Here is an 18,145-nt window from a genome sequence, read left to right as displayed (position 1 = left end):
ATCCATGAGTCACGAATCGTCGAGCAGCAGGCCGGAGCCCGGCGCTTCCCCTGTCGACCGTGGACAAGTTCTCCTCATTGTCCTGATAGGCCTGGCACTGGTGGCCAGCGTGATCATGCTCCTCACCGACAGTGACGGGGCCCAGAAGATCGCCCTGCTTGCCGCGCTCTGGTCCGCCGTCCTCGCCTTCTTCCTCCTCTTCCAAGACCGCAAACAGGTGGAGCAGGCACAGAAGGAACTGGAGTCCACGGAGGCCATCCACCGCGCCGAAATGGAGCGGAAACAGGCGGAGCAGCAGGCCGAGAAATTCCGCCTGGAGAAACAACACCAGAACGAACTGCGCGTGAAGGACAATGAGACGCTGAAGGAGATCCGTCAGCAGCTCGAGGAGATGCGCGTGCAGCTGTCCGAACTCTCCGGCCGGGAATGGGTCTACGAGCCTGCGGTGGTCCAGGCTGAGGCCCGCAGGATCATCGAGCTGGAATCCGAGCAGAACCGCCAGAAGCGGGAGGAGCAAACGCCGGAGCAGGTTGCCCCAGACCAGGTTGATACCGTACCCACCCCTGAGTGGACCGCACCGGAGGAACCCGAAGTGGTCGATGTCCAGGTGGAGCAGCCCGAGGAAGAGGAGCAGCCCCGCCGTTCCCGACATGCATCGCCTGATGCCGGAGGTGGGCGCCGTCGCCGTGATGAGCGCAGCGGAGGGGTCTCCGTCGCAGAGCTGCTCGCCGCCGCGAAGAAGAAGGACAAGAAGTAGTGCGCGCACCACGCCTGAGGGTGGGGGTGCTGGCCGACGGTGAGAACCTGGTGGATCTGACCCGGGAGTTATCCGCCGCCGACCACACCGTCCATGCCGTCACCGCCGCCGCGGACATCCGGGATTATGAACTGGTGGTCATCGCGGTGGCCGATGACAGCCTGGCTGACATCATCGTCCAGCTCGCCACCTACGCCCGGCGCGGGCAGATGTTCCTGCACACCTCCCTCATGCACGGCATCCAGATCATGGATCCCCTGGAGACGGAGGGGGCGATCGTCATGTGCGCCTACCCGCTGGGCGAGGACCGCTGGGTGGCCGCCTCCACCGATGAACTGGGTGAGACCATCGTGGGCCTGTTGGTGGGGGAGTTGGGCGGATCGGTCATCGAGGTTGATGATGCGCAGCGGGTCGAACTCGCCGCCGCCGTGACCTACATGGGGTATGTGCGCACCCTCACCCAGGACGCCGTGCGGTTCCTGGACACCTTCCTCGGTGACATTGAAACCTCCACCGACATCGTCGAGGCCGCCACCGGCAGATTTGTCCCCGTGCCCCGGCTGGATAGTCTGATACGTCAGTATGAATCCGTGGCGGATCCCGGCAGGCAACGACTGTTCCGGGATCTGGCGCGTCGGCAGGCGGAGATCTCGCGGGCGCAGGATATTGAATTGTGGGCAATCCAGAAGGAGGACCGGTGAGTTTCGAACACGGCCAGGGTCGGGTTTTTGACAGTGTGGACCACATCGGGATGTTCGGTCGCGCCCTGCGCCGGACCGGAAAACCGGTGGTGTTGGTGCCCCTGGGCACGGGGCTGCACGCGGGTCACATCGCGCTGATCCGCGCGGCCAAGCGCATCCCGGGTGCGGTGGTTGTGGTGGCCTACGCCGGGCCTGCGGAGGATCACGAGCGTATCCGTGAGGAACGCATCGATGCCCTCTTCCCCTACACCGATGAGATGATGTGGCCGGGTGGAATTCGCACCAGGGTTGATGCGTCGATAAGCATGGACGTCGGGGACGCGGTCACGCGCGTGCTCGGCCTGGTCGGTGCGACGGCCGCGAGCGATGTCGTACTCGGTGAGAAGGATTATGCGCAGCTGGTGGCCGTGCAGCGCGCGATCCGCGATCTGCACCTGCCGGTGAAACTGCACAGCGTGCCCACCGTACGCATGCCCGACGGCCTGGCGATCTCCCTGCGCAACACCCGCATCGCCGCCACGGACCGTGAGCGCGCCACGGCCATCGGCGCCGCCCTGACCGCCGGCGCGCACTCCGCCGAACACGGCGCCGCGACCGTGCTGGAGACCACCCGCGGGGTGCTCGAGGCGGCCGGTGTCACCCCCGACCACCTGGAGCTCCGCGGCCTGGACATGGGGCCAGCGCCCGAGGTCGGCGACGCGCGCCTGTTTATCGCCGTGACGCTTGGCGACGTCCTCCTCATCGACAACGTAGGCCTCCCGCTGGGAATCGGTTTCAAGAATATCGAGTGATTGCAGAGTGATTGCTCCCGAGCCCGGGGTATCGACTAACGTTGGTATCCGTGACTGACTCGAATTCCACTTCCAAGAACAATTCCGCCGATTTGCCTGAGCAGCTGCGCATTCGTCGCGAGAAGCGCCAGCGCATCCTGGACAGTGGAAAACACGCCTACCCTGTCGAGGTCGACCGCACCATCTCGATTTCTGACCTGCGTGAGAAGTACGTGGTGGGGGAGGGTGACGCCGAGGGCGTGACCTACCTCGCCGCGGGTGATGAAACCGATGATGTGGTGGCCATCGCCGGCCGCGTCATGTTCATCCGCAACACCGGCAAGCTCTGCTTCGCCGCCATCCAGGAGGGCAACGGCACCACCGTCCAGGCGATGCTGTCCCTGGCCGCCGTGGGCGAGGAGGCCCTGGCCGGATGGAAGGCTGATGTCGACCTCGGTGACATCGTCTCCGTGCGCGGCCGGGTCATCGCCTCCAAGCGTGGCGAACTCTCCGTCATGGCCGACTCCTGGCACATGGCCTCCAAGTCTCTGCGCCCCCTGCCGGTCGCATTCGCGGACATGAGCGAGGACACCCGCGTCCGCCACCGCTACACCGACCTGATCATGCGCGAGCAGGCCCGCACCAATGCCCTGACCCGCATCAAGGTCATGCGTGCCCTGCGCAAGTACCTGGAGGGCGAGGACTTCCTCGAGGTGGAGACCCCGATGCTGCAGACCCTCCACGGCGGTGCCGCAGCACGTCCCTTCGTGACCCACTCCAACGCCTTCGACCTGGACCTCTACCTGCGTATCGCGCCGGAGCTGTTCCTCAAGCGCTGCGTGGTCGGTGGCATGGAGCGCGTCTTCGAGGTCAACCGCAACTTCCGCAACGAGGGTGCCGATTCCACCCACTCACCCGAATTCGCCATGCTGGAGACCTACCAGGCCTGGGGCACCTACGAGACCGGCGCCCGCCTGATCCAGGGCCTTGTGCAGTTCGTGGCTCAGGAGGTCTTCGGCACCACCGAGGTGACGCTTGTCGACGGCACCACCTACGACCTCGGCGGCGAGTGGAAGACCATCGAGATGTACCCCTCCCTGAATGAAGCGCTGCAGCGTAAATTCCCCGGTCAGCCCGAGGTCACAGTGGACAGTTCGGTAGCTGAGCTGCGGGAGATCGCTGCCGTCATCGGCTTGGCCGTGCCCGAGAAGGGTGGTTGGGGCCACGGCAAACTGGTCGAGGAAATCTGGGAGCTGCTGTGCGAGGACCAGCTGCACGGCCCGATCTTCGTCAAGGACTTCCCCGTGGAAACCAGCCCCCTGACCCGCCAGCACCGGGACAAGCCCGGTGTCACCGAGAAGTGGGACCTGTATGTCCGCGGCTTTGAGCTGGCCACCGGTTACTCCGAGCTGATTGACCCCGTGATCCAGCGCGAACGCTTCGAGGATCAGGCCCGCCTGGCCGCAGGTGGCGACGACGAGGCCATGGTGCTGGATGAGGACTTCCTCGCCGCCATGGAACAGGGCATGCCCCCAACCTCCGGCAACGGCATGGGCATCGACCGCCTCCTCATGGCCCTGACCGGCCTGGGCATCCGCGAGACCGTGCTGTTCCCCCTGGTCAAGCCCGAACAGCACTAAATTTCCCCGCCCCCATCCCTTTCCCCATTAACCCAGAGATCCTGTTTCCAGAAAGCAGTAGTGATCTCTGGGTTAACTTCTGTCCTTTCTGGGTTAGGATTTCTGGGTTAATGGCTGTGCCCCTGATCCGCAACCCGAGACCATCTGAGTCTGTGGATAGATTCTGGTTATCCACAGGTTCTCCGCTGCTCCCAGACCAGATACTTGAGGATTTCAGCCCCGTCCACTGATGATTAGCTGTATGAAGAATTGGGGACAGGAATTCAATCTGATCAACCTGACCAGACTGAAACAAAGTGACCATGTGCTCAACGCTCATCTACGCGATGGCACACTGCGCAAGCTGACCGCCGAGGTCGCCATGAATTCCGCCGCCTACCTAGATCTCACCCCCTGGGACAAGGCCGCCGCAAAAGCTTTCGCGGTGGGAATGACAATGGACAAGGCGGTTATCGGGGGACAGGCTGCCGCCAGGCTGTGGGAGCTGGACACGCTGGAGGTAGAAAAACATGTGGCCTGTTACCTGCCCAATTGCGGCACCCCGAGTTCCCCCAGGACCTGGCCTGAAGGGGTGATCTACCGCTACGGCCGTCTGGATCCAACGGACATACGGGAATACCACGGGATCCGTGTGGCCTCATTGATGAGGTTGTTGCTGGATGTGGCGCATTATGACGGACTGCATGCGGCGGTGGTGGTGATCGATTCGGCCCGCCGCAGGTATCCGGAGCTCACCCGGGCAGAACTGTACAGACGCCTTGAGGGCTATCGACGTTACCGTGGCATGCGGGTGCTCCGCCAGGCCATTGGCCGTTCGGTACCCAACTCCGACAGCGCCCAGGAAACCCGCGCCCGGCTCATTCTCCAAGAGGCCGACCTGCCGGGAATCACCTCCATCCAACCGCAGGTGCGCTTCAATCGAGATGTAAACGGACGGTTCTATCTGGTGGATTTCCTGATCAACGGATGGATTATCGTGGAGGTCGACGGGCGCTCAAAATATAACGCCGGAAGCCCCAAGGAATTGGAATCCGCACTCATAGCAGAGCGGGACCGGGAGAAATTCTTCACCAACCACGGATATGTGGTTCTGCGTATTGAACCAAAGCAATTGAATGGGCAGGAACCAGAACTTCTCCGATTACTCACAGACGTCCTGGCCTCTGGCCCGCCAACCCATTTCAGGAAAGCGGCCTGACTAACCTGCATTCTCTCCACCCGGAATCTGATTCCCATACCCAGGCAGTCTTGTGCAAGCGGGAGGTTTTGTTCTCCAGGGAGATCACAATTCTATCGGGTTCACCCACCACGACATGGGGGATGAAACCATCAGGAATCACAAAATCAACGAGCTGATTTGTGGTCAGCGGATCATGAAATGAAAAAATCTCAGCATCCTCGAAGCAGATGAGCTCACCCGCCGGCGTACCCATCTGGGGTGCATCGGGGTGAGGTGTGAAGAAGCCATGGTTGGTGTAGATCTGCTCAACCTCCAACGCCAGGCTGAGCACGATCACGTGGTGCATGGTTTCAGCGTAGATCCGATCGCCGAAGCGGTAGGCATTGCTGATAGTGAAGCCATCGAGGTCCAGGGATACCAGCTGGAAGGGATCGAGGGTCATCAGCGCCTGACAGGTTCCGCCCTGCAAATCAGGACCCAGTTCGGCCCACAGGCTGTAGAGATTCTCGGTGTGTTTCTGGGGCTGTTCCCAACCAGGAGGAGGCTCTTTTCGTTCAGGTGCTTCCACCTTTTCCAACCCCGGTAACTGCCAGTGCTTTTCCCCTGCAGTCACCTTGTCGGGTTTTTCCAGATAGATATGGTCCCAGGTGGGGATCGTCAGTTCATGGAGCAGCTTTCCATCGCTTAAGGAGAAACCACGGACCAGCGGCAACTCGGAAGAAGTGATCCAGAGAATTTCCCCATCGGATATACAGGAGCCATCGGTCACCGGCTGAATCGGAGGTAGAACCGCTCCGTCTAGGGTGGCATCAATGATGGTGTCTGATCCATGCCGGTATACCGCGGTGATCACCACGTAGGTATTAGTTTCGAATCCGGTATAGGTGCAGTGAATGAAGTAACCGCTCAGCTTCACGTCCTCTGGCAGGGGAGTCCTGGTGAACACCCGTGCCGCCCAACCGTGGGCGAGAAAAGTGTAGGTCCGTCCACGATGCAGGAGCTTCTCCGGGATGAGTCGTCCGCGCCGGGTGCTCTGCAAACCCTCCAACGGTGGAGAACCGATAGTAAATGACAATTCCAGGCGCACCGTGTCGCCTGGCTTCCAATCGGGGATCTCACCTTCCATCGCCTCCTGCGTGCAGAGAACACGCAGGTCACGTTCCCTTGTCGGTGCAGGTGGCAGCGTTATCGGCGGAATTCCTGCCGGCTCAGGCTCCCGTTCAGGTTCGGTGACCGGCCCGCCCCATACGGGTGAATCCCAAAAATTCAGGAAATCCACGGAGGTGGCGAAGACGGATTCCATGTCATTTTCCACCCCGAGGATCACACCGTGCTCGGCATCGAGGCTCAAAATCACTTCGTCGAGCGGCACGATCAGGACATCACGCCCCGCAATGGAGCCCTCCCGCACCTGTGCCGCATCAAAACCACTCAGCTCGGAGAGGGAATCAACAAATCCCAGAAAACCCCCGAGCAGACCCGGCACACCGATGTCATCATCACGGTATTCCACCGGGACGGGGCCATCGAACTGCCATACCCTGCCTGCGGCTCTTCGCAACAGATCCACGCCATCACGATGAACATGCAGTTCTCGGCCATTGCGGGTAATAGTCAGCCCCGCAGGATCAGAGAAGAAGAACGCATGTCCGCCAATCGCCCACCCGCGGTATTCAGGAGGTTTTTTCACCGTTCTGTCCAACACCATCCGGGTGGGGACTGATTGAGCTGATTTGAGCAGGTCAAGAAGTTCAACAGGAGTCATCTGGCCAACCTTATAGTGTTCCATTGCCCGGTTTCCCACACTGCGATGGCGTGAACTGTATTCCTGCGCAGGGCGACCACGATGCGTTCTGCCGATGCATGTGCAACTTCCAGCCATCCCTTGTCCGGTCGGGGTAGCTCAGTGATCTTCTCGGTGGTCACCTGATCATGAAATACCAGACCGTCATGCTCCGCGAAGACAACGTAGGGGCCGAATACTGTGCCGGACTCAAGTCCTGTGGCGCGAGCGATCGGGGTGTACATCCCCGGCAGATCTTCCTTGGTCTCAACCTCCAGCACCCTGAAATCTTCTGTCAGGACCAGATGGTGTTTCCAGGTGAAGATATGAATCTTATTCCCGAAGTGATAGGCGGCAGTAACTTCATACCCACTGAGATCAAAGTCCAGGAACCTGGGTGGATCCACCTGCAGGAGGGAGGTGGAAGAATAGTCCCCTGTGCTCGCCTCGATAGTCTTAATGAGCGAGTACAGTCCGTTCCCGAAATCCCGCATAATTTCCCATCCCTCCGGTGCCTCTGGATCAGCAATCACCACCGGTGCAAGATCAGGTAATCGCCAGCAGTTGGACCTGTCACTGATCAGATTAGGGCCTAGACGGATGAGAGGATCCCAGGTGGGAACAGAAAGCTGCGTAATCAGTTCTCCGGTGGATATGGAGAATCCGCGCAGGGAGTGGAGCGTAGCGTCAAGGATCCAGAGGGTCTGGTCGTCGCAAAGCACCTGACCGTCAGCCGGCACCGGCAGCGGGCGTGGGGTGGCACCGTCGAGTGTGACATCGATGATGGTGCCGGCCTCATGCCGGTGCACGGCGGTAACCACGACGTAGGTGGGGATGTCGAAACTGGAATGGAGACTGTGGGTGAAATAGCCACTCAGTTCCACCTCCCGGGGCAGGGGAATGGGCGTGTAGAGCTCCGCATTCCACCCATCTGCATGGAAGCCGTAGGTCCGACCTCCCTCAACCAGATCTCCCCGTTCGAGGAAACCCCGGCGGGTGGTCCGTAACCCCTCAAGCGGAGGTGGTTCGAGGTTGAATGACAAAAACAGGTGCAGGTGGTCACCGGGTTTCCAGTCGGGGATCCACCCTTCCATTCCATGGAAGGTGCACAGGACGCGTAGCTTGCGGAGGGTCATGGCTTTGAGCTTATCGACGCCCCTCCAACTCCACCGTCCGCCAACCGTCCTGCGGGGTCCAGGTGGCAAGGTCCTCGAAGTTGTCCAGCACCATGATGTGTTCACGGCTCACCGTGAGAAGGTGCGGCTGATGCCATGTGGTGGAACAGAGTTCCTCACCGGTGGAACGGAGGAAGAACTGTCCCTGGGTACCGGTGCGGCGAAGGAGAATATCGCCAAAGATGTCATAGCGGGCCCGGTCTGTGATCTCAATGGTCTCCTGCAGGTGAAGATTATTATCCAGATGATATTCGGTTTTTCCGGTGACAATCATGACCTGCCCGTTAAAGATAAAGCCACCCGAGACCGCCCGCTTATCGATGTCCAGGGGCTGAAGTTTATCTTCCATCCCGATATGGAGTGTGAAGGCACCCTTGAGCGGTGGGTGAGGGTAGGCGGTGAAAAGTCCATCCGTGAGCACACGGCCCAGAACCCAACCGTCCGGCAACCCCGGAGCAGATGGAGCAGGAGATGGTTCCGGGGGTGGATACACAAAGGGGGACCGGTCTTTGACCAACCAGTCTTGCTCCTGCCAGGTTGCCACCACGTCACCGTCCCCGTTGCGGGAGAGAAAGATGGAGGTCCCATATGGTTGGATAGCCGCAGGGACTGCCACCTCACCGCAGTATTCCCCTGTCTCCACTGACCAGTAGCGCACAATCGGCAGCTGGTGGTCGGACATCCAGAGGTGGGTGTCATCGTGGGCGCAGTTGAAGGGGTGGAATGCGCGGGGTTGGATCGGGGCGGTGGGTGAGCAGGGGAGGGCGTCGATAAGCAGCTCTTCAGCGTCGTGGATGCGCACAACCTCAAAGTTGACTGCAGGACCGTCCTCATTGGGAGCAGGTGTCAGGACTCCGCTGATCTCCACCTCGCCGATCAATGGGGTGGGGGAGCGGAGGTCGGCATGCCAGCCATCACCGATGAAATGTGCCTCCCACTGGCCATCCCGGGGTTCTTTATTGTTATTCAAGACCTGACCACGCCGGGTGATGCTGCGGTGAGCGGGTGCATCAGAATCCACCTGGAATATCAGGGGGAGACGCATCATATCGCCGGCCTGCGCATTGTGAAAATGCCGTTTGTCATGGCGTTCCGCATGGATCCTGATGTGGTTGCCCTCTTCAAGAGGAGTGATAGAAACAGGAGTATCCGGAACCTGCGCCAGTTCTCCTGTCCAGGTGGGGTCAGGGATGGATTCCGGGTAGGAAACTATGGCAGCTTCAATTCTTTCCTTTGTACTCTCCGCTGCCAGCACCACGCCTGTTTCTGCATCGATATCGAGACTGGTCAATCCGTCTTCATTCCGAGTGTGAACCGGGATCTTCCACACATAACGTCCGGCGACGGTGGATGTCACCGCCTGTGTGACATCCAGCCGTGCAAGTGGGTAATAATCAGACCACCTGCGGTAGGGCTCAACGAGGAAACGCAGTGGTTCCAGGATTTGAACCTCGGTGCCTGCGTGGTGGAAGGGGAGATCGGAACCTTCGGGAAAATGCCAGATACCTTCCCGGGTGCGGCGCAGAACCTCAACACCATCATGATGCATGCGTAGTTTCATGCCCTGGCGTTCCAGCTGCAGGCCTTCAGCATCCGGGAATACAGCAGGAATATAACTGAAAGTGAAAAAGAACTGTTCTTCACCAGACTCCCAGGTTCGGGTGAGCCGGAGTTCCACCGCAGTGGCGAAACCCTTTTGTAGGAGTACTCCGAGGTCAAGTTCACTGATCATTGACATAGGCATTTAGACTAGCTGCTGAAGTCGGGGCAGGTGAGATGTAGTCATGCACAGCAAGGCTGACTGTTAAATAGAAAACGGCCTGCACCGGCAAAGTGCAGGCCGAGAAATCTATGTTCCTATGATCTCTAGCGGGCTATGAATGAGATCCTGAACCCACGGGATGCAGCAGCTCGTCCCGGGAGCTGAGGTAACTGCCGATAGCCAAACGGTTGATGGCGGAGCGGCTCATGATGCCCACGACGGGGCCGTTCTCACCGCGTACCACCGGCACCTTCTTGATGTTTGCATCAGAGAGAGCGGCAACGGCATCAGCGATGGAGGAACTGGCGTCGATGGTGAGCACGTCGCGGGTGGCCAACCTCATGACATTCAGACTCGCTAGGTCGGACATCGCCTGTGCGAGGTCATCATCGGCACCGATCGCGTAGGAGTAGATCGACGTGGAGGATGGATGCGTTGCAGAAAGGTAGCGCATGACATCGCCATCGGAGAGGAAACCCGCCAGGGAGCCATCCGGGTGGACGATTGGTGCTCCGGAGATGCCGCGCTCGGTGAAGGTCTGCAGGGCGCTGAGCACGGTCTGTTCAGCGGACAGGGTGTACACATCGGTCTTCATGATGGATTCGACGGTGTTCTCCGGGTGCTGAGCAGCCTCAACCGGGCGCTTGGAGCGGTACGCGAGGAATGCCAGGATGATCCCGATGATGGAGGTGATCACAACCAGTGCAACAGCACCACGGAAACCGGTGAGCAGGGAATCAGCTTCACTGTTGCCAGCGCGGATATTGGAAGCGGTCAGGGAACCGTAGATACCGGCAGCCAGGGAAGTACCCACACAGCCTGCGATCTGGAAACTGGTGGAGACCACCGTGACACCGTGGGGGCTGGTCTCACGGTCGAGCTGGGAGAGTGCGAAGGTCTGTGACGGTCCGATGACCAGTGCTGTGGCCAGCACCGCCGGGACGTAGAGCACACCGAAGAGCAGGATGGAGGAATAACCCGCAGCAACTCCGACCATCGTGACAAAGACCGCCATGAGCAGGAAACCCAGCGGGATCGACCAGCGGCCACCGTGGCGGTCGAAGAGGCGGCCGGCCAGTGGCCCCGCCACCACGGTGAGGAGAATTCCCGGTGCCAGGGTCAGTGAAGCACCCAGTGGAGACATCTCGCGTGCTGACTGTAGGAACAGCGGGATGATGACATTCATGGCGAAGACAAAGACCAGGCCCAGCATGGTCATCAGCACACCGATGACGAAGGGTGCGTTGGAGAACGGACGCATGTCGATCAGTGGGTGCTCGATGCGGCGCTGGCGGATGACGAACATCCACATGGCCACCAGACCAACCACAGCGGAGATACCAGCGTAGAGCGCAGCGCCACCGAAGGCGGCGGAGACACCGTAGAGGATGCCGACCAGGCCCACGGCCACGAGCAGGAAGGATGGGATATCCAACACCGGGTGGCCCAGGGCGGCGACATTACACAGAATGAGGGCACCGGACAGTAACACCACAACGGTCAGTCCACTGAAGACCCACATCAGGGTGGTCCACGGTGCGATGGTCAGCAGAGCACCGGACAGAACGATGGCCAGTGAGGGCCCAAGCGTGGTCATGGCGGCCATGATGCCCATGTTCATTCCCAGCTTCTCACGGGGAGAAACAGCCAAGGTGATGTTCATGCCGATCGGGGTGAGAAGGCCCGTGCCGATGGCTTGGAGCAGGCGTGCGATCAGGAGCACAGTGAAGCTCGGGGCAAGAGCACCAACCACAGAACCGATCACCATGATCGCAACGACGGCAACAAACAAAGGTCGCGTGGGGAACCGGTGGTAGAGCACATTGGAAACTGGTACGAATACCGCCGCAACCAGCAGATAACCAGTGGTCAGCCACTGGACGGTGTTCACATCCACCCCGAAGTCATCCATGATCGGTGTGAAGGCCACGTTGAGGAATGTCTCATTGAAGGTGGCGAGGAATGCTGCGGCGGCCGCAACTGCAATCATCCAGGCGGCACGTGCCGGTGAGTGGACAGGGGCAGTTTGAGATGGGGGCATAGATTTTCCTGACATTTGGCGTTAATCGGCTGATCAACCGTGCCGTGTCAGGAGGTCCTGCAGATACCCCTACGTGTCGTGTCATTGATCACCGTCGTGGCCAGGAGGCCACGAAGCCTAGCATAATACCAGACTTTCTAATTATGCTTAAATACCGGTGTCGGCGATCGGGAAGAATCCCAGGTGATCTGCCCGTACAATCGCGGGTTGGTGGATGAGCGCCAATTGTGACAGGATTGAGAAGTTTTTTCACCTCTTTCACCCACTGGGTATTTACTCCATCAGGTATCCAACCCGGTGGAGTGCCCCCCTCGAAAGGTCTTCAGCTCCCTCTATGGAAACCCCTACTAAACAGAGCTCTCCGGCACTTCCCAGGGATGTTGTCATCGTGCTCGCAATCCTCGTGATTTCCGCGATGATCATGATCCTCAACGAGACGATTCTCTCTGTGGCTCTTCCCTCCATCATGGAGGATTTCCGGATCCCGGAGACCACCGCCCAGTGGTTGACCACCGGTTTCATGCTCACCATGGCGGTGGTTATCCCCACGACGGGGTATCTGCTGGACCGTTTCAGCACCAAGACCATCTTTGTCACGGCGCTGTTGTTCTTCCTGGTGGGTACCTTCGTGGCGGCGCTGGCACCGACCTTCGCCGTCCTATTGACAGCCCGCGTCATCCAGGCGATCGGCACCGCCCTGATCATGCCGCTGCTGATGACCGTCACCCTCACCGTGGTGCCTACGGAGCGTCGTGGTGCGGTGATGGGCATCATCTCTATTGTGATCTCGGTGGCACCGGCGCTGGGGCCGACGGTCTCCGGTTTCATCCTCAATTCACTGACCTGGCACTGGTTGTTCTGGATCATGCTCCCGATCGTCGCGGTGACCTTCATCGTGGGCACCCTACTGATTGAAAACATCGGCGAGAACAGGATCTCCCCGCTGGATATCCCGTCCGTGCTGTTGTCCGCGGTCGCCTTCGGTGGCCTGGTTTATGGGTTCAGCTCCATCGGTGCGGTCCTCAACGGCGATAGCATGACGGGCATCGTCGTCATCATCGTCGGCGCCCTGGCCCTGGCGATTTTCATCCGTCGTCAGCTCCAGTTGGGTAAGCAGGACCGTGCGCTGATGGACCTGCGTCCGTTCCGCATCCGCAATTTCACCTTCGCGCTGGTAGCCATCCTCCTGGCCTTCGGTGCGATGCTGGGCACCGTGATGGTGCTGCCGATCTACCTGCAGACCTCGCTGGGTGTCACGGCACTGGTCACCGGCCTGGTGGTCATGCCCGGCGGCTTATTGCAGGGTCTGGTCGCCCCGTTCATCGGACGCTTCTACGACAAGGTGGGCCCACGTCCGCTGCTGATCCCCGGTGCCATTCTGCTCACCGCGGCCGCCTGGTCCTTCACCTTCCTGAACAGCTCCACCCCGGTGGAAATGGTGGTCGGGCTGCACATCGTGTTCTCCATCGGCATGTGTCTGATGATGACCCCACTGATGACCACCGCGCTGGGCTCACTGCCCCGGATCCTCTATGGGCACGGTTCGGCGATCCTCAACACCCTGCAGCAGTTGGCCGGTGCCGCGGGTACCGCCATCATGATCGCGGCACTGTCCCTGGGTACCGTGCTGGCCAGCAATGCCGGCAGCGCACAGGCGGAGGCGGTGGCTGCAGGTGCACGCACCGCATTCATTGCCGGTGCGGTCATCGCCACGATCGCCCTGGTCGCCTCCTTGTTCGTGACCCGCGTGGAGGAAACCGAAGCAGCCTAACGCGACGCCCGCGGCTTGCCCTCGGCGTAACCCTCGGTGGACTGCACACCCACCACGGCGCGCTCGGAGAATGACGGGATGGAGTCCGCACCCGCGTAGGTGAAGGCGGAGCGCACACCGGCGATGATGTCATCCACCAGATCCTCCACACCGCCGTTCTTCTCATCGATGTAGATGCGTGCGGTGGAGATGCCCTCCTCGAACATGGCGCGCCGGGCCTTCTCGAAGGCTTCGACCTTCTGGTTGCGGTTCTCCACCGCGCGGCGTGAGGCCATGCCGAAGGATTCCTTGTACATCCGGCCGTCGGATTCCACGTGCAGGTCACCGGGGGATTCAAAGGTGCCGGAGAACCAGGACCCGACCATCACATTGGAGGCACCCGCGGCCAGGGCCAGTGCCACATCGCGGGGATCGCGCACGCCACCGTCGGCCCACACGTGGGCACCCAGTTCGCGGGCTGCGGCAGCACATTCCAGCACCGCGCTGAACTGCGGGCGACCGACGCCGGTCTGCATGCGGGTGGTGCACATGGCACCCGGTCCGACGCCCACCTTCACGATGTCAGCGCCCGCCGCCACCAGGTCGCGCACACCATCCGCCGTGACCACGTTGCCGGCGACCACGGGGACGTTGACGCCGACGGCACGGACGCGTCCTAAAGCATCGATCATGCCAGCCTGGTGCCCGTGGGCGGTGTCGACGACGAGGACGTCCGCACCGGCGTCGATAAGCGTGCGGGTACGTCCCTCGATGTCGCCGTTGATGCCGATCGCGGCGCCCACCCGGAGCCTGCCGGAGGAGTCGACCGCGGGGTCGTACATGGTGGCGCGCAGGGCGCCGGCGCGGGTGAGGATGCCGCGCAGACGGCCGCTGGAGGAGACGACGGGCGCGAGTTTGCGGCTCGCGCCGTGCAGGATCCCGAAGGCCTCCTCGGGTGCGATGTCATCGGGCAGGGTGAGCAGGGAGGTGCTCATCAGTGTGCCCACCTGCGTGAAATTATCCACCGCACGCAGATCCTTGTCGGTGATCAGGCCGATCGGGGTCTCACCCTCCACCACGATCGCGGCACCGTGCGCCCGCTTGTGCAGCAGGTTGCGGGCATACCCGACGGTGTGGTGCGGCTTGATGGTGATCGGGGTGTCGAAGACCAGATCCGCCTCCTTGACCTTGCCGATCGTCTCCGCGGCGATCTCGGCGGGCACGTCCTGGGGCAGGATCGCGATGCCACCGCGACGCGCAATCGTCTCCGCCATGCGCCGCCCGGCAACCGCGGTCATATTCGACACCACCAGCGGGATCGTGGTGCCGGTGCCATCCACCGTGCGCAGGTCAACCGACATCCGGGACCCCACATCGGAGCGCGACGGGACCATGAACACATCCGCGTAGGTCAGTTCATACGGCGGTGTGGAATCGTTGAGAAAACGCATGGTGCAAGCTCCCTGGGTCGGCGGTCAGAACGCCCGCTAGGATACATGCTCCCGCCGTTTTTGCTTGTCGACGCCCGCCAGAATCCCCGTGCCCGACGTTGTTCGCTACAGGCGTACAGGGCGGAAACCCCTCAGAAAACACCCCCTGACCTGCCAATACAACCGTTCTGCCCGCTTGCCGCGGGCCTGCGCCGACAAAACAGGGGAAGTTTTGTCCGGTCCCCGCGTTAGAGTGGGTGAAAGTTAAAATTAGAGGAAATAGGTAAGGGGAGAACATGTTCGAGAGGTTTACCGATCGTGCACGCCGCGTGATTGTGCTCGCGCAGGAAGAGGCGCGCATGCTCAACCACAATTACATCGGCACCGAACACATCCTTCTTGGTCTCATCCATGAGGGTGAGGGTGTAGCAGCGAAGGCCCTGGAATCCATGGGCATTTCTCTCGATGCTGTTCGCCAGGAGGTCGAGGAGATCATCGGTCACGGCTCCAAGCCGACCACCGGTCACATCCCCTTTACCCCGCGTGCCAAGAAGGTCCTGGAGCTCTCACTGCGTGAGGGTCTCCAGATGGGCCACAAATACATCGGCACCGAGTTCCTGCTTCTCGGCCTCATCCGCGAGGGTGAGGGCGTGGCAGCCCAGGTGCTGGTCAAGCTCGGCGCTGATCTGCCGCGCGTGCGCCAGCAGGTTATTCAGCTTCTCTCCGGCTACGAAGGTGGCCAGGGTGGATCCCCGGATAGCCCGCAGGGTGGACAGGGTGGCGACGCTGTCGGCGCCGGTTCCGCCCCCGGTGGCCGCGCCACGGGCGGCGGTGCCGGTGAGCGTTCCAACTCGCTGGTCCTCGACCAGTTCGGCCGTAACCTGACCCAGGCTGCCAAAGACGGCAAGCTGGATCCGGTGGTGGGTCGTGACAAGGAGATCGAGCGCATCATGCAGGTGCTCTCGCGTCGTACCAAGAACAACCCGGTGCTCATCGGTGAGCCCGGTGTGGGTAAGACCGCCGTGGTCGAGGGCCTGGCCCTGGACATTGTCAACGGCAAGGTCCCGGAGACCCTGAAGGACAAGCAGGTCTACTCACTGGACCTGGGTTCCCTGGTTGCCGGTTCCCGTTACCGCGGTGACTTCGAGGAGCGCCTGAAGAAGGTGCTCAAGGAGATCAACCAGCGCGGCGACATCATTCTGTTCATCGATGAGATCCACACCCTCGTCGGTGCAGGTGCTGCTGAAGGTGCCATCGATGCAGCCTCCCTGCTGAAGCCGAAGCTGGCGCGTGGTGAGCTGCAGACCATCGGTGCCACCACCCTGGATGAGTACCGCAAGCACATCGAGAAGGACGCCGCCCTGGAGCGTCGTTTCCAGCCGGTGCAGGTGCCGGAGCCCTCTGTTGAGCTGTCCATTGAGATCCTCAAGGGTCTGCGTGACCGCTACGAGGCCCACCACCGTGTGTCCATCACCGATGGTGCCCTGGTGGCCGCAGCCCAGCTGTCGGACCGCTACATCAACGACCGTTTCCTGCCGGACAAGGCCGTGGACCTCATCGATGAGGCCGGCGCCCGCATGCGCATCAAGCGCATGACCGCCCCTGAATCGCTGCGTGAGGTCGACGAGCGTATCGCCGATGTCCGCCGTGAGAAGGAGGCGGCCATCGACGCCCAGGACTTTGAGAAGGCCGCCGGACTGCGCGACAAGGAGCGCAAGCTGGGGGAGGAGCGCGCCGAGAAGGAGAAGCAGTGGCGTGCGGGTGATCTCGAGGAGATCGCCGAGGTCGGTGAGGAGCAGATCGCTGAGATTCTGGCTAACTGGACCGGCATCCCGGTATTCAAGCTGACCGAGGCGGAGTCCTCCCGCCTGCTCAACATGGAGGAGGAGCTGCACAAGCGCATTATCGGGCAGGACGAGGCCGTCAAGGCTGTCTCCCGCGCGATCCGCCGTACCCGTGCAGGCCTGAAGGACCCGAAGCGTCCGTCCGGTTCCTTCATCTTCGCCGGTCCGTCCGGTGTGGGTAAGACCGAGCTGTCCAAGGCGCTGGCCCAGTTCCTGTTCGGTGACGATGATTCCCTCATCCAGATCGACATGGGCGAGTTCCACGACCGCTTCACCGCCTCCCGTCTCTTCGGTGCACCTCCCGGATACGTCGGCTACGAGGAGGGCGGCCAGCTCACCGAGAAGGTCCGCCGCAAGCCGTTCTCCGTGGTGCTTTTCGACGAGATCGAGAAGGCCCACAAGGAGATCTACAACACCCTCCTGCAGGTGCTCGAGGATGGTCGTCTCACCGACGGCCAGGGTCGTGTGGTGGACTTCAAGAACACCGTGCTGATCTTCACCTCGAACCTGGGCACCCAGGACATCTCCAAGGCTGTCGGCCTGGGCTTCAGCGGAAGCAACGAAACCGATTCCGACGCCCAGTACGACCGGATGAAGAACAAGGTCAACGACGAGCTGAAGAAGCACTTCCGCCCCGAGTTCCTCAACCGTATCGACGAGATCGTGGTCTTCCACCAGCTGACCCGCGACCAGATCGTCCAGATGGTCGAGCTGCTCATCGGCCGTGTCTCCCGTGCCCTGGCGGACAAGGATATGGGCATCGAGCTCACCGACAAGGCCAAGGCTCTGCTGGCCTCCCGCGGTTTCGATCCGGTACTGGGTGCACGACCACTGCGTCGTACCATCCAGCGTGAGATCGAGGACGCGATGTCGGAGAAGATCCTCTTCGGCGAGATCGGTGCCGGCGAGATCGTCACCGTTGACGTCGACGGCTGGGATGGCGAGTCGAAGAACACCGACGGCGCCACCTTCACCTTCACCCCGCGCCCGAAGCCACTGCCGGACGGCAAGTTCTCCGAGATCTCCGTTGAGGCCGCCGAGGCCATCCAGGATGTCGACTCCGCAGCCGACGGCGATGTCCCGGAGACCGGCTCCCTCGATGACATCGACACGGACACCCTCCGCGAGCTGGATGAGGATGCCTCCTCCAACCCCACGGAATCCGAGCGCGTCACCGGTGACTACTACGGCACCGATGACCAGCCGGGTGGTGCTGCACCACAGCGCGACCAGTAGAGCGCTTCACGACGAAACCCCGCATCGACGATGCGGGGTTTTGTTGTGCCTGGAGTTTGCTCACAGGATGCTTTCT

Annotated in this window: 12 protein-coding genes; 7 read left to right on the top strand and 5 right to left on the bottom strand. The window is 61.2% G+C overall.

Annotation, left to right across the window (positions count from 1 at the left end; genetic code table 11):
- Window positions 1-4: 4 nt before the first annotated feature.
- The 5 genes from H9627_RS07060 to H9627_RS07040 all read left to right on the top strand — a co-directional run bounded on the left by H9627_RS07060 (window position 5) and on the right by H9627_RS07040 (window position 5,066).
- Complete coding sequence (locus H9627_RS07060; protein ID WP_191733306.1) at window positions 5-757, top strand: DUF6779 domain-containing protein; 753 nt, start codon at window positions 5-7, stop codon at window positions 755-757.
- Entirely contained in the window at window positions 757-1,458 is a 702-nt protein-coding gene (locus H9627_RS07055; RefSeq protein ID WP_191733305.1) for a 6PGD fold domain-containing protein, read from the top strand. Before H9627_RS07060 ends, H9627_RS07055 begins: the two co-directional genes overlap by 1 nt.
- Window positions 1,455-2,249, top strand: coding sequence for a pantoate--beta-alanine ligase (locus tag H9627_RS07050; RefSeq protein WP_191733304.1), 795 nt, complete (start codon window positions 1,455-1,457; stop codon window positions 2,247-2,249). Before H9627_RS07055 ends, H9627_RS07050 begins: the two co-directional genes overlap by 4 nt.
- Window positions 2,250-2,299: 50 nt before the next feature.
- Window positions 2,300-3,868, top strand: a complete 1,569-nt coding sequence (gene lysS, locus H9627_RS07045; protein WP_191733303.1) for a lysine--tRNA ligase — start codon at window positions 2,300-2,302, stop codon at window positions 3,866-3,868.
- 241 nt (window positions 3,869-4,109) lie between these two features.
- Window positions 4,110-5,066 carry a DUF559 domain-containing protein gene (locus H9627_RS07040; RefSeq protein ID WP_225213580.1) on the top strand — a complete coding sequence of 319 codons (957 nt, stop codon included), beginning with the start codon at window positions 4,110-4,112 and terminating at the stop codon, window positions 5,064-5,066.
- Here H9627_RS07040 and H9627_RS07035 read toward each other — a convergent pair.
- From H9627_RS07035 to H9627_RS07020, 4 genes are all read right to left on the bottom strand, one after another.
- Window positions 5,050-6,813 carry a hypothetical protein gene (locus H9627_RS07035; RefSeq protein ID WP_191733301.1) on the bottom strand — a complete coding sequence of 588 codons (1,764 nt, stop codon included), beginning with the start codon at window positions 6,811-6,813 and terminating at the stop codon, window positions 5,050-5,052. The genes H9627_RS07040 and H9627_RS07035 overlap by 17 nt on opposite strands.
- On the bottom strand, window positions 6,810-7,967 hold the full coding sequence (locus tag H9627_RS07030) for a hypothetical protein (protein ID WP_191733300.1): 1,158 nt from the start codon (window positions 7,965-7,967) through the stop codon (window positions 6,810-6,812). The genes H9627_RS07035 and H9627_RS07030 overlap by 4 nt, the downstream gene beginning before the upstream one ends.
- 10 nt (window positions 7,968-7,977) lie before the next feature.
- Window positions 7,978-9,744 carry a hypothetical protein gene (locus tag H9627_RS07025; protein ID WP_191733299.1) on the bottom strand — a complete coding sequence of 589 codons (1,767 nt, stop codon included), beginning with the start codon at window positions 9,742-9,744 and terminating at the stop codon, window positions 7,978-7,980.
- A gap of 136 nt (window positions 9,745-9,880) precedes the next feature.
- Window positions 9,881-11,809 carry an MFS transporter gene (locus tag H9627_RS07020; RefSeq protein ID WP_225213579.1) on the bottom strand — a complete coding sequence of 643 codons (1,929 nt, stop codon included), beginning with the start codon at window positions 11,807-11,809 and terminating at the stop codon, window positions 9,881-9,883.
- A gap of 334 nt (window positions 11,810-12,143) precedes the next feature.
- Between H9627_RS07020 and H9627_RS07015 the strand changes: the two genes are divergently transcribed.
- Complete coding sequence (locus tag H9627_RS07015) at window positions 12,144-13,580, top strand: DHA2 family efflux MFS transporter permease subunit (protein ID WP_191733298.1); 1,437 nt, start codon at window positions 12,144-12,146, stop codon at window positions 13,578-13,580.
- On the opposite strand, the gene H9627_RS07010 is transcribed toward H9627_RS07015, so the two are convergent.
- Window positions 13,577-15,010, bottom strand: coding sequence for a GuaB1 family IMP dehydrogenase-related protein (locus H9627_RS07010; RefSeq protein WP_191733297.1), 1,434 nt, complete (start codon window positions 15,008-15,010; stop codon window positions 13,577-13,579). The two genes, H9627_RS07015 and H9627_RS07010, sit on opposite strands and share 4 nt — an antisense overlap.
- A gap of 275 nt (window positions 15,011-15,285) precedes the next feature.
- On the opposite strand from H9627_RS07010, the gene H9627_RS07005 reads away from it, so the two are divergent.
- Complete coding sequence (locus H9627_RS07005) at window positions 15,286-18,069, top strand: ATP-dependent Clp protease ATP-binding subunit (protein WP_191733296.1); 2,784 nt, start codon at window positions 15,286-15,288, stop codon at window positions 18,067-18,069.
- Window positions 18,070-18,145 lie beyond the last annotated feature (76 nt).

This window comes from Corynebacterium gallinarum (assembly GCF_014837045.1).
Lineage (GTDB): Bacteria > Actinomycetota > Actinomycetes > Mycobacteriales > Mycobacteriaceae > Corynebacterium > Corynebacterium gallinarum.
The sequence above is the reverse complement of the archived record's forward strand: the minus strand, read 5'-3'. Positions and strand labels throughout refer to the sequence as shown.